The 11,933-nt window shown below is 66.0% G+C and carries 12 protein-coding genes; 5 read left to right on the top strand and 7 right to left on the bottom strand.

Translation table 11 applies throughout. The features are described 5' to 3' along the window. Positions 1 to 223 precede the first annotated feature (223 nt). Complete coding sequence (locus E3O49_RS06980; RefSeq protein WP_134365165.1) at positions 224 to 751, bottom strand: hypothetical protein; 528 nt, start codon at positions 749 to 751, stop codon at positions 224 to 226. Positions 752 to 875: 124 nt separating this feature from the next. On the opposite strand from E3O49_RS06980, the gene E3O49_RS06975 reads away from it, so the two are divergent. Together E3O49_RS06975 and E3O49_RS06970 are read left to right on the top strand one after the other, a co-directional pair. Further along, the gene (locus tag E3O49_RS06975) at positions 876 to 1,415 is read left to right on the top strand and encodes a peptidylprolyl isomerase (RefSeq protein ID WP_134365166.1); all 540 of its coding nucleotides are present in this window, start codon (positions 876 to 878) and stop codon (positions 1,413 to 1,415) included. A gap of 12 nt (positions 1,416 to 1,427) precedes the next feature. Beyond that, complete coding sequence (locus tag E3O49_RS06970) at positions 1,428 to 2,270, top strand: rhomboid family intramembrane serine protease (protein ID WP_134365167.1); 843 nt, start codon at positions 1,428 to 1,430, stop codon at positions 2,268 to 2,270. Positions 2,271 to 2,392: 122 nt separating this feature from the next. Here the strand turns inward: E3O49_RS06970 and E3O49_RS06965 are convergent, their stop codons facing one another. Beyond that, a complete protein-coding gene (locus E3O49_RS06965) occupies positions 2,393 to 2,638 on the bottom strand; it encodes a cell division protein CrgA (protein ID WP_134365168.1) in 246 nt (81 codons plus the stop codon). Positions 2,639 to 2,734: 96 nt separating this feature from the next. Between E3O49_RS06965 and E3O49_RS06960 the strand changes: the two genes are divergently transcribed. Genes E3O49_RS06960 through E3O49_RS06955 form a run of 3 tightly spaced genes read left to right on the top strand, consistent with a single transcriptional unit; the run spans position 2,735 to position 4,344 of the window. Next, positions 2,735 to 3,538 (top strand): class E sortase, encoded by an 804-nt coding sequence (locus E3O49_RS06960; RefSeq protein ID WP_134365169.1) that lies wholly within the window; start codon positions 2,735 to 2,737, stop codon positions 3,536 to 3,538. Positions 3,539 to 3,547: 9 nt separating this feature from the next. Continuing rightward, positions 3,548 to 3,709, top strand: coding sequence for a hypothetical protein (locus tag E3O49_RS16685; RefSeq protein ID WP_174235687.1), 162 nt, complete (start codon positions 3,548 to 3,550; stop codon positions 3,707 to 3,709). After that, positions 3,706 to 4,344, top strand: a complete 639-nt coding sequence (locus tag E3O49_RS06955) for an anthranilate synthase component II (RefSeq protein WP_134451260.1) — start codon at positions 3,706 to 3,708, stop codon at positions 4,342 to 4,344. Before E3O49_RS16685 ends, E3O49_RS06955 begins: the two co-directional genes overlap by 4 nt. Before the next feature lie 48 nt (positions 4,345 to 4,392). Here the strand turns inward: E3O49_RS06955 and pknB are convergent, their stop codons facing one another. The 5 genes from pknB to E3O49_RS06930 all read right to left on the bottom strand — a co-directional run bounded on the left by pknB (position 4,393) and on the right by E3O49_RS06930 (position 11,933). Further along, positions 4,393 to 6,090: a Stk1 family PASTA domain-containing Ser/Thr kinase gene (gene pknB / locus E3O49_RS06950; RefSeq protein WP_134451258.1), complete on the bottom strand. Its 1,698-nt coding sequence runs from the start codon at positions 6,088 to 6,090 to the stop codon at positions 4,393 to 4,395. Positions 6,091 to 6,153: 63 nt separating this feature from the next. Continuing rightward, the gene (locus E3O49_RS06945) at positions 6,154 to 7,875 is read right to left on the bottom strand and encodes a protein kinase domain-containing protein (protein ID WP_134365172.1); all 1,722 of its coding nucleotides are present in this window, start codon (positions 7,873 to 7,875) and stop codon (positions 6,154 to 6,156) included. After that, positions 7,872 to 9,323 (bottom strand): peptidoglycan D,D-transpeptidase FtsI family protein, encoded by a 1,452-nt coding sequence (locus E3O49_RS06940; protein ID WP_134365173.1) that lies wholly within the window; start codon positions 9,321 to 9,323, stop codon positions 7,872 to 7,874. The genes E3O49_RS06945 and E3O49_RS06940 overlap by 4 nt, the downstream gene beginning before the upstream one ends. Continuing rightward, complete coding sequence (locus E3O49_RS06935; RefSeq protein ID WP_174235688.1) at positions 9,323 to 10,720, bottom strand: FtsW/RodA/SpoVE family cell cycle protein; 1,398 nt, start codon at positions 10,718 to 10,720, stop codon at positions 9,323 to 9,325. Before E3O49_RS06935 ends, E3O49_RS06940 begins: the two co-directional genes overlap by 1 nt. Continuing rightward, positions 10,704 to 11,933, bottom strand: a complete 1,230-nt coding sequence (locus E3O49_RS06930; protein ID WP_134365175.1) for a PP2C family protein-serine/threonine phosphatase — start codon at positions 11,931 to 11,933, stop codon at positions 10,704 to 10,706. The genes E3O49_RS06935 and E3O49_RS06930 overlap by 17 nt, the downstream gene beginning before the upstream one ends.

Below are 11,933 nucleotides of genomic sequence, written 5' to 3'. Positions count from 1 at the left end.
CTATAAAGTTTCTTTCCTTGACAGTCAGAAACCTAGACAGGAAGCGGCGTGCGGCCGTTAAGGCGCTCCGAAAGACCCACAGATGCAGCAGGAGAGCCAAGAAAAAGGGGTAAAACTCACGGCTCGGCGAAGGAAACGAGGCCCGGAAGGGTCAGCCGCCGGGCACGAAAAAAGGAAGGACCCGCATCCAACGGATGCGGGTCCTCCCTGAAAAGACTGTCGGTTAGTCTTCGACCGACGTTGCGGCGGCGGGCTCGTCTTCGGCGACCCACAGCTCGTCATCGGCGCGGAACGTCTGCCAGACGGCGTAGGCGACACCCACGGCGGCGGCCAGGGCGACACCGAGGCCGATGTAGGTTCCGGCTCCGGGTCCCTTCTTCTGGACCACGATGGGCTTCTGGAAGCGAACGCGGTTGAGTGCGGCACGAATGCGGGCGTCGTGGGCGACGTCGCCCACGCTCATCAGCGTGCCGACGGCGGTGCCGATGCCCGGCAGTACCTTGTCGACGACCTGGTGGCGCACGCCTTCGGCGAGTTCCTGGGTGGCCTGCACTTTGGGGCGCACGATCTGGTCGTAGCTTTCGCGAACCTTGGGGACGACTTCTTCACGCGTGAGTACACCCGCCTGCCGGCTGGCCTCTCGTGCCAGGGCGTTTACACGCTCCAGCACTTCCTGCTGGTTGTTCCATAATTCGTCTGCGCTCTTACGCAGCCGAGTAAGTTCCTTGCGGCGCTTGCGTGACAGGCTCATCTGGACCCTCCATCGATGTCATGTGGCGAACAATGTCCATCTTGCCACGCAATCGTCTGGGAGGGCTCTGAGTGCGGGGTGTCCGGACGGAATCCACCAAACCGGCTGTGCAAGAATTGACCCCATGTCAAAGCACACCGCGGTAGCAACACTCAATACCACCCTCGGACCGATCAAGGTCAACCTCTTCGGCAATCACGCGCCGAAGACCGTCAAGAACTTCGTCGGTCTCGCCACGGGCGAGATCGAGTGGAAGCACCCCGCCACGGGTCAGACCTCCACCGCTCCTCTGTATGACGGAACGGTCTTCCACCGCATCATCAAGGACTTCATGATCCAGGCCGGCGACCCGCTCGGCCAGGGCACCGGCGGACCGGGTTACCAGTTCGACGACGAAATCAACCCCGACCTCGACTTCACCCAGCCGTACGTGCTCGCCATGGCGAACGCCGGTATCCAGGGGGGCCGCGGCACCAATGGTTCGCAGTTCTTCATCACCGTCGTCCCCACCACCTGGCTCCAGGGCAAGCACACCATCTTCGGCGCCGTCGAAGACGAAGAATCGCGTGCCATCGTCGCCAAGCTCGCGACCGTCCCCACCGACGGCCGTGACCGCCCGCTGACCGACGTTGTCATCGAGAGCGTCACCGTCGAGCAGGTCTAGGCTCCGACCCCGATGACCGACCTGCCCGGAACAGCCGCTGCTAACTACTGCTACCGGCATCCGGGCAGGCCGAGTTTCATCCTCTGCCAGCGCTGCGGCCGCACCATCTGCCCCGATTGCCAGACCCAGGCCGCGGTGGGCGTGATCTGCCCCGAGTGCATGAACGAACAGCGCCGAAGCGCCCCTCGAACGAAGCCGGCCATCCTGACCCGCTTCTCCGGCAGCGGTTCCCACCCGGTCACGTCCTCGATCATCGTCATCACGGTCGCGGTCTTCCTCCTCCAGCTCATCCCTGGCCTGGGCGTGACCGACAAACTGCTCTACGCCGGCATCTATTCCTATCCCGGCAGCTTCGAGCCGTGGCGGATGCTGACCACCGTCTTCGTGCACTCCACGGGCCTGATCTTCCACGTTCTGCTCAACATGTACACGCTCTGGATCTTCGGTCAGATCCTCGAGGAGATGCTGGGCCGGTGGCGTTTCCTCGCCCTCTACCTCCTGAGCGGCCTGGCGGGTTCACTGGGAGTGCTCTTCCTGTCCGATCCCCTCGTGCCCGTGGTGGGGGCCTCCGGCGCGATCTTCGGCCTGATGGGTGCGTTCCTGGTCATCCAGCGGCGCCTGGGCGGCAATTCGACCCAGCTGCTGATCCTGGTCGGCATCAACCTCGTGATCGGGTTCGTACCCGGCTTCAACATCGCCTGGCAGGCGCACGTGGGCGGCCTGATCGCCGGGGCGAGCATCGGCTTGATCTTCGTGCAGACACGACGGATCAGGCAGCAGACGCTGCAGACCGGACTCCTCGCCGGTTTCGGCGTTGTGCTGCTGGCCCTGGGCTTCGTGAAGTTCCTGGGCTGAGAGCCCCATCGGCGGGACGGCCAGCCTGACGGTTATCCCCGGGCTTCGGAGTTATCCACAGGTTTATCCACACCATGGGGATAATTACACCGTTGTCATTCACGCCCCGCGGGGCGGCCGGATCAGCGCCAGCGGGTGGTCATCAGGAAGCCGATGAAGGCGATCCCGAACCCGACCAGAATGTTCCACGAGCCGAGGCCCGGAGCCGGCAACGTGCCCTGGCTCACGTAGAAGACGATGATCCAGGCCAGTCCGAGCAGCATGAAACCGAACATCACCGGTTTGAACCACACGGCGTTCGGCCCAGCCTCGCCGGAGCGAACGGCCTCGGTACGGGCGGGCTTTGTGCGGGGATTCGTGCGTGACATGCCTGCGATTCTAGCGTCATTGACTGAAACAGGCCGCAGGCGTGCCCACAGGCGGACCGGTGGGCGGAGGGAACCTCCGCGATTAGAATCGACATCATGTCCGAGAGCCCCGATCTGCCCGCAGTCGAGGCAACCCGTCGGTCCCGGCGCAGGAATCGTCGTCGCCGCGTCAGCGTCGTCGGGGTTCTTGGTGAGCTTCTCATCACCGCGGGGGCTCTGGTGATGCTGTTCCTCGGGTGGCAGCTCTGGTGGAATGACATGATCATGGCCGACCAGCAGTCCCAGGCGGCCGCGAAGATCAGTCAGGTCTGGATCTCCGACGACCACGCCGCCCAGGATCACACCCTCCCCGTGCCGGCTTCCGCAGACTATGGCAACCCGGTCGTTGCGGCGCCTCCGGCCGAGGCGGATCCGTTCGCCGTTCTCTACGTGCCGCGTTTCGGAGACGACTACCACCGCACGATCGCCGAGGGCACTGGCATGGACGTCCTCAACAGTCCTCGTCTCGGAATCGGCCACTATCCCGGCACCCAGATGCCCGGGGAGGTGGGGAACTTCGCCATCGCCGCGCACCGCAGCGCCAACGGCGGCGCAATGCACCTCATCCACCAGCTGCAGCTCGGCGACGCCATCTACGTTCAGACCGCGGACGGTTACTACACCTATCGGTTCCGTGACCTCGAATACGTCTCGCCCGAAACGGTTGCCGTGCTCGATGCGGTTCCACACGAGCCCGACCTGGCTCCGGTGGACCGGCTGGTCACCCTCACCAGCTGCAACCCCTTCTATTCCACGGCCGAGCGCATCATCGCCTACGGGGTGCTCGAGAGCTGGCAGCCGATAGCCGCCGGACCACCGACCGAACTCGCGGCGCTCATCGCCGTCCAGGCCAAGGGGTAGGAGACTCCGATGTACGCTGCCCTGTGGCGCATCCTGCCCGGCCCGGTGTGGGTGCGGGTCCTGCTCGTCCTCATTCTGCTGGCGGGCGTACTGTCCGTTCTCTCCACCTGGGTGTTCCCCTGGGTGGACGTCATCCTCAACAATCAGGAAGCCACGGTGGGAAGCCCATGACCCGCATCCTCGTCATCGACAATTACGACAGCTTCGTCTACACGCTCAACGGTTATCTGATGGAGCTCGGCGCCGAGACCGTGGTGCTTCGAAATGATGCCTTCCCCCCGGAAGATGCCGCGGCGCGCATCGCGGAATTCGACGGCGTGATGGTCTCCCCGGGGCCCGGTAAGCCCGCCGACGCCGGCGTCTCGATCGCCATCGTCAGGGCCGCGCTCGCGTCAGGGCTGCCTCTTTTCGGAGTCTGTCTCGGGCACCAGGCCATCGCCGAGGCCTTCGGCGCAACGGTGACCAACGCGGACGAGCTCATGCACGGCAAGACGAGCCTGATCACGCACGACGAGAGCGGGTTCTATCAGGGTGTTCCGCAGCCGTTCACGGCGACGCGGTATCACTCGCTGGCAGTGGTCGACGACACCGTGCCCGATGACCTCATCGTGACCTCGCGCACCGAGGGCGGCGTGATCATGGGGTTGCGGCATGTCAGCGCGCCGATCCTGGGCGTGCAGTTCCACCCCGAGTCGGTTCTGACCGAGGGCGGCTACCGGATGCTGGGCAACTGGCTCGCTCTGGCCGGGCTCCCGGAGGCGCAGGAAACCGCGAAGGGCCTGACGCCCATGCTCAAGCGCAGCTGAGGCCGGCCCGAGAAGTCTCAGCCGGCCGCGGTCTCAGCCGGCGCCGTGTCAGCCGGCGCAGTAGAAGAGCTCGACCTGTGACTTCTGCGGCACGTCGCCGGCAGCGAGGGACTGCTTGACTACCGGTGAACCTGACACGGACGGGCAGGTGTTGTCCGGGGTGGGGATCGCAACCAACTGAACGTCCGCCCCCTCGAGCAGGTCGCTCGCGGCGCTGAGGGTCTGGCCTTTGAGATCATCCAGCGTGACGAGACCGCTGGAGACGATGAAGTCGACCGTGACGCCGGTCTTCTCCGGGCTCCCGCCGGCCGGGGTGGTGCGCAGCACGAGGTTGGAGGCGATCGTCGCGGAGTTCTCCCGGGTGACCGACCCCGGGATGAGGCCGAACGCCGTGATCGCGACCTGAGCGTCTGCCAGGGGCTGATTGGTGGTGTCGGGAACATCGACCGGCTGTGCGCCGGTGGAGACGAAGACCTTGATGACGTCGGCGGGCTGGGCGATCGTACCGGCCGGAGGGTCGGTGCGAGTGACCTCTCCCTTGGGCACGGTGGCGCTGGCCTCCTCGGCCATGGTGGCCGCGAGGTCCAGGTCGAGAAGCTTGTTCTGCGCGTTGTCGTAGCTGAGCCCGGTGAGGGAGGGCACCCTGCGGGAGTTGTCCGGCAGATCGCTGCTCGGCGTGAGGCTGAATGCCCAGATCATGACCGAGATGACGATGACGACGACGCTCAGGATGCCCGCCCAGATCCAGATGACCGGCGGGCGACGCTGGGTGCGCACCATGGTCTCGTCTTCGGCGAGTTGCTTGAGGGCCAGCTCGGAGCCGGAGGCGGACGGCGGCGGGGAACCGAACAGCCCGGCACCGGCATCGTCGGCGTTGCGGTGAACCGGGATCTGGCCCGAGGCGGCTGTCTCGACGTCGTTCCGGAATTCGACCGCGCTCTGATACCGCTGGAACCGGTCCTTGGCGAGGGCGTGCATCACAACGGAGTCGAGGGCCGGTGACACCTTCTTGTTGATCGAGCTCGGCTTGACCGGGGTCTCACTGACGTGCTGGTAGGCAACGGCCACGGGAGAGTCACCGCGGAACGGCGTGCGCCCGGCCAGCATCTCGAACAGCACCACGCCGGTGGAGTACAGGTCGGTGCGGGCATCCACGGATTCGCCCTTGGCCTGCTCGGGCGAGAAATAGGACGCCGTGCCCAGGATCGCGGTGGTCTGCGCCACCGTCGTCGAGGAATCGGAAATGGCCCGGGCGATGCCGAAGTCCATGACCTTGACCTGGCCGGCCTTCGTGATCATGATGTTGCCCGGCTTGATGTCCCGGTGCACGACGCCCGCGCGGTGCGAATACTCGAGGGCGGTCAGAACGCCTTCGATGATTCGCACGGCCTCGGCCGAGTCGATCGGGCCCTCACGGATGATGTCCTTGAGCAGCCGGCCATCGACGTGCTCCATAACGATGAACGGAATCTGGGCCTCTTGGCCGCTGTTCTCGATCACCGTCTCTTCGCCGGCGTCGAAAACCCGCACGATCGTGGGGTGAGCCATGCGTGCAGCGGCCTGGGCTTCCTGGCGGAAGCGGGTGCGGAACGCGGGGTCGGCGGCGAGCGAGGACTTGAGGAGCTTGATGGCGACCGTGCGGCCGAGCCGGGAATCGGTGCCGATGTGCACGTCGGACATGCCACCTCGCCCGATGAGAGCTCCGACCCGGTACCGACCAGCGAGAAGACGGCCTTCATCAGTCAAAGCGATACTCCCCAGCTTGCGGACACAGATTTTCCAACTTTACCCGGAACGTGAGGGACGCCTTTACTTGACGACGACCGGGGTCGAGGATGCCGACCAGTCGGATTCCGTCTGGCCGCAGAAATAGCGGAACTTGACCGTGAACGTGCCGACTGCCGGTCCTGCCGTGACGGTGGCTGTGGTGGCATCGGGGCCCACGGGACCCGGGGACACTGCGTCCTGGCCTTCGGCGAGAACCTCGTAGCCGGACAGGGTCTGGCCACTCGGGCACGACTGCGCCGCCCAGCTGACCGTCACGGTGCCCCCGGGCGCGACCGTCGCAGGCGCCGCGGTCGGGGCAGCGGTCGGGGCGTCAGGGGATACAGCCGGGGCGTAGACCTTGACGGTGATCTTCTCACCCTTCTTTACCGGCCCGGTCGGGTTGACGTCGTAGACGGTGTCGGCAACCTGCTCCGGCGTGGTGGAGGCATTGCCGGTCTGCACGTCGGCGACGAATCCCATCTCCGAGAGCTTGTCACGGGCTTCCGAGCTGGTCAGCCCCTGGAAGTCGGACAGATTCACCTGCACGGTGGTGGCGGCCGGCGGGGTCGTGGCGGTAGGCGCGGGCGCGGACGACGGCGTCGCTTTCGGTGTGGCCTTCGGCGTCGGCTTGGCGCTCTGGGACGTTGACGCCGAAGGTGACGGCGTGCCGGCATCCTGCGTGAAGAGCGCGATCAGGGTTCCGGTCAGCACCAGCACGAGCACGGCGATCAGTGCGATCAACGGCCAGGTCCACGGGCTGCGCTTCTTGGTGCCCTCGGCTTCGGCGTCGGCTCCAGCAGCGGCCACCGAGGTGCGCGTGGCCGGCGCGCCGGTGGGCAGGACGGTGGTCGCGTCCATGCTGCCGGCACCGGGCATCAGCATGGTCGCGGAGGTTGGCGTGACGCCGTTCATGATGGCGGGAACGGATGCCGCCGCAGCGGCAATATCGCCGCGACGCAGGGCCGCCGCGGCGCGGGAGAGGTGCGCGGCCGAGGCCGGGCGGTCCGCCGGGTTCTTGGCCAGGCAGGAAATCACCAGGTTGCGCACCGGCTCGGACACGGTCTCCGGAAGGTCGGGCGCGATCTCGTTGATCTGCGCCATGGCGATGGCGACTTGGGACTCCCCGGTGAAGGGGCGCCGGCCGGCGAGGCTTTCGTAGGCGACGATCCCCAGGGAGTAGATGTCTGTGGTCGGGGAGGCGGAGCGTCCGCTGGCTTGCTCCGGCGAGAGGTACTGCACGGTGCCCATGACCTGGCCGGTCGCGGTGAGCGGGACCTGGTCGGCGATGCGGGCGATTCCGAAGTCGGTGATCTTGACCCGGCCGTCGGGGGTGATGAGGAGGTTGCCCGGCTTGATGTCGCGGTGTACCAGGCCCGCGGCGTGCGCGGCGTGCAGTGCGGCCGCGGTCTGGGCCACGATGTCGAGGACCTTGTCGGTCGGGAGGACGTGGTCGCGCTCGAGGATGGTCGAGAGCGCCTCGCCGGGAACGAGCTCCATCACCAGGAACGCGCTGCCGTCCTCTTCGCCATAGTCGAACACGTTGGCGATGCCTTCGTGATTGACGAGGGCTGCGTGGCGGGCCTCGGCACGGAAGCGCTCGAGGAATCCAGGGTCACCGAGGTACTCGTCCTTCAGGATCTTGATGGCGACCGTGCGTCCGATTACGAGGTCGACGGACTTCCAAACCTCACCCATGCCGCCAATGGCGATCCGGGACTGCAGTTCGTATCGTCCCCCGAAGGTGAGCCCTGATGTGGGTCTCATTTGTTCAGCACCGCCTCTAGTACCTGCTTTGCAATGGGTGCGGCAACAAGATTGCCGTACCCCGTCTGTCCAAGTCCCCCGCCATCCTCGACGAGAACGGTGATCGCGTATTTCGGATCCTCCGCAGGAGCGAATCCGGTAAACCACAAGGTGTAAGGCTCGTCCTCGGCGTTCTCCGCCGTGCCCGTTTTACCTGCCACCTTGACCCCATCTATTCTTGCATTGCTGGCGGCGCCGTCCTGGACTCCATTGACCATCATTTGGGTGATTGTGGCCGCCGTTTCGGCGCTCATCACGCGCTTCATCGTTTTGGGTTCAAAGACCTGAAGCGGACTCAGATCCGGGGCGATCACCTTCTCCACGAGGTTGGGCGCCATCGCCATGCCGCCGTTGGCGATCGTGCCCGACACCATGGCCATCTGCAGGTTCGTGGCCCGCACATCGGTCTGGCCGAACGCCGACAGTGCCGTTTGCGCATCGTCGAGATCGGTGGGGTACACACTCTGGGAGACGTCGAGCGGCACCGTGTAATCCGAGTTGAAACCGAACTTCTCGGCCGTGTCCCGGATGGCCTTGTCGCCCAGTTGCAGCCCCAGTTCCGCCATCGGGATGTTGCAGGAGAGCCGCAGCGCCGTCGCGATGGTCACGGTGTCGCCGCCGCCACACGTCCCGCCGCCCGAGTTGATGACGACCGCGCTGGATCCGGGCAGCTGGAACGTGCCCGGGTTCGGGAACGCGCTCTCGGGGGTGAACTTGCCCGATTCCAGGGCGGCGGTCACCACGACCAGTTTGAACACCGAGCCGGGAGGGTTGAGGGCGTTGATGCCGCGGTTGATCAGCGGGTCGCTATCGTCGTTGAGCAGCGATTGGTAGGTGTCGGCGACCTGCTGGTTGTCATGAACCGTGAGGAGGTTCGTGTCGTAGCTGGGCTTGGAGACCATGGCCAGGATGCGCCCGGTCTTCGGCTCGGTCACGACCACTGAGCCGGTGAGGTTGCCGAGGGCATCCCAGGCCGCCTGCTGCGCGACCGGGTCGATCGTGACCTCCACTGACGCGCCCTTGGGATTCTTGCCCGTGATCAGGCCGTTGACTTTTTCGAAGAACTGCGCGTTCGACGTGCCACTCAGTTCTGCGTTCATCGCGTGTTCGAGGCCGGTCGGAGCGCCGTTGAGTGGGATGAAGCCGGTGACGGGCGCGTAGAGGGGCCCGTTGCTGTAAGTGCGCTGGAACTTGTAGTCGTCGTCCACCGGCATGGACTGGGCGATGGGTTCACCGGCGACGAGGATGGCGCCGCGTTCGACGGCGTAGCTGTCGTAGAGCGTGCGGGTGTTGCGGGCATCCGCTGACAGGCTGTCGGCCTGGAAGACCTGGATGACCGTCGTCGAGCCGAGCAGAGCCAGGAACATGAGCAGCACCACGATGCTGACACGCTTGAGTTCGCGATTCATCAGACCACCAGCCTGGGTTGGTTGCGCACCGTGTCCGACAGGCGCAGAAGTAGGGCCGCAATGATCCAGTTGGCCACCAGGGAGGAGCCACCGGCCGCCAGGAACGGCGTGGTCAGGCCGGTGAGCGGGATCACCCGGGTGACGCCGCCGATCACGATGAAGCACTGGAGTGCCACCACGAACGAGAGGCCGACGGCGAGGAGCTTGCCGAAGTCGTCATTGCCGGCGAAGCCGATACGGAAGCCGCGGGCAACGAAGAGCAGGTACAGGGCGAGGATGGCGAAGAGGCCGGCCAGCCCGAGTTCCTCGCCGAGGCTCGCGATGATGTAGTCGCTCTGGGGGACCGGGGTGATGTCCGGGCGGCCCTGGCCGAGGCCGGTGCCGAGAAGACCGCCCTTGGCGAGACCGAAGAGACCCTGCACCAGCTGGTAGCTGCCGCCGTCGGCTCCGTAGACGTCGGGGTTGAGCGCATCCAGCCAGTTCGTGAACCGTCCGTTGACGTAGTCGAGGGTCTGGCTGGCAATGAGGGCGCCGCCGAGGAAGAGGGACATGCCGAGGAGCACCCAGCTGAGCCGACCGGTGGCCACGTAGAGCATGACCAGGAACAGGCCGAAGTACAGCAGCGCGGTACCGAGGTCGCGCTGGAAGATGATGACCGACATCGAGAGGGCCCAGACGACCAGGATCGGGCCGAGGTCGCGCAGGCGCGGGAACCGCATGCCGAGGAATTTCTTGCCCACCATGGAGAGGCTGTCGCGGTTGCGCACCAGATAGCCGGCGAAGAAGACGGCCAGCGCAATCTTCGCGATCTCGCCGGGCTGGAACGTGGCGAAGGAGCCGACCCCGATCCACACACGCGCTCCGCTGACCTCACGGCCCAGCCCCGGCACCAGCGGCAGGAGCAGTAGGGCGACACCGACGAAACCGGCGATGTAGGTGTAGCGGAACAGCACGCGGTGATTGCGGATGATCAGCACGACCGCGATCGCGCAGGCGATCGCCAGAGCGCTCCACACGGTCTGGCGCACGGCCGCGCTGGCCCAGCCAGATTCCTTGTTGGCAAGGTCGATCCGGTAGATCATGGCGATGCCGAGACCGTTGAGCAGGGTGGCGATCGGCAGGATGAACGGGTCGGCCTCGCGGGCCACCGCGCGCAGCACGACGTGCATGCCGAGAACCAGGACGGACAGACCGGCTCCCAGCAGCACGAGGGTGGTGTCGATGCGACCGAGGGCGCCGAGCTGAACGAGCACGACCGTGGCGGCGTTGATGCCACAGGCGATGAGCAGCAGGAACAGCTCGAGGTTGCGCAGCTTCTGCGGCAGGTGGAGGCGGCGCACGCGACCCGGGCGCGCGGGCGCATCCGTGGTCGTGGAGCGGTTACTGGACACTGGCATCATGGAGCCGTTCGACGATGAGCAACGCGTCCGTGAGGGAGCTTGCACTGATGGTTTGTTCGACCTGCTGGCGGTCGAAGACGCGCAGTTCGGACACCTCCAGGTTGGTGTCCTCATAGAGCGAGGAGAGGGAGATCGGGCCGAGGTCCTGCTGAATGCCCTGGTAGATGGCCACGGTGCTGCCTTCGACCCCGACGAAGTAGCGGGTCTGGGTCCACCGGTAGCCGAGGACCGCGGCGCCGACGATGGCGAGGACCAGCAGGATGATTCCGACCAGCCAGGTGATCTTGCGGCGGCGGGCCCGGCGGTTGTCTTCTTCGATCAGCTCGGAGAGGTAATCCTGCGAGTCCGGCTCGAAGTGCGTCTCGCGCACCGGGTGCAGGCGCAGGCTGGACATGCGCAGTGCCCGGCTGCGGCCGGGCTCTTCACCGAAGGCCAGAGGGGCGGATGCCGACCCGACCACGGTGGGCAGGTCGACCCGCTCGGCACCGGTGCCGATGTCGACGACGACGATCGTGACGTTGTCGGGGGCGCCGCCGTCGAGGCTCTCCTTGACCAGTCGGTCCGCGACCGCCTGGGCGTCGAGGTCGGACTTGAGGGCCGCCGCGATGCCCACGTTGGAGACCACACCGCTGAGCCCGTCGGAGCAGATCAGCCAGCGGTCGCCGGAAAAGGTGGCGAGGATGGAGGTGTCGATCTCGGGCGACGCTTCGACGTCACCGAGGACGCGCATGAGCACGGAACGGCGCGGATGCACCATGGCTTCCTGCTCGGTGATGCGGCCGCTGTCCACCAGCCGCTGCACGAAGGTGTGGTCGATGGTGATTTGGGACAGTACGCCCTCGCGCAGGAGGTAGATGCGGGAGTCGCCGATGTGCGCGATGGCGACTTCGTCTTCGAGCACGATCAGGGCGCTGACGGTGGTGCCCATCCCGGTGAGCTCGGGGTGTTCGAACACGGTCTCGGCCAACTGCGAGTTGGCGGCGATGAGTGCGGCCTGCAGGGCGAATTCGGCATCCTGGGGGGACCGGTAGTCCTGGTCGGCCTCCACGATGCGCTTGGTGGCGATGGCGGACGCGACGTCGCCGCCCGCATGCCCGCCCATGCCGTCGGCAACGACGAAGAGGTGGCGCCCGGAATACCCGGAGTCCTGGTTGTTGGACCGGATTTTTCCAACGTGGGACACGGCCGCGCTGTTGCTGACTGTCGCCAT

It is taken from the genome of Cryobacterium shii (genome assembly GCF_004402595.1).
GTDB lineage: Bacteria > Actinomycetota > Actinomycetes > Actinomycetales > Microbacteriaceae > Cryobacterium > Cryobacterium shii.
This window is presented reverse-complemented; position numbering and strand designations above follow the sequence as displayed.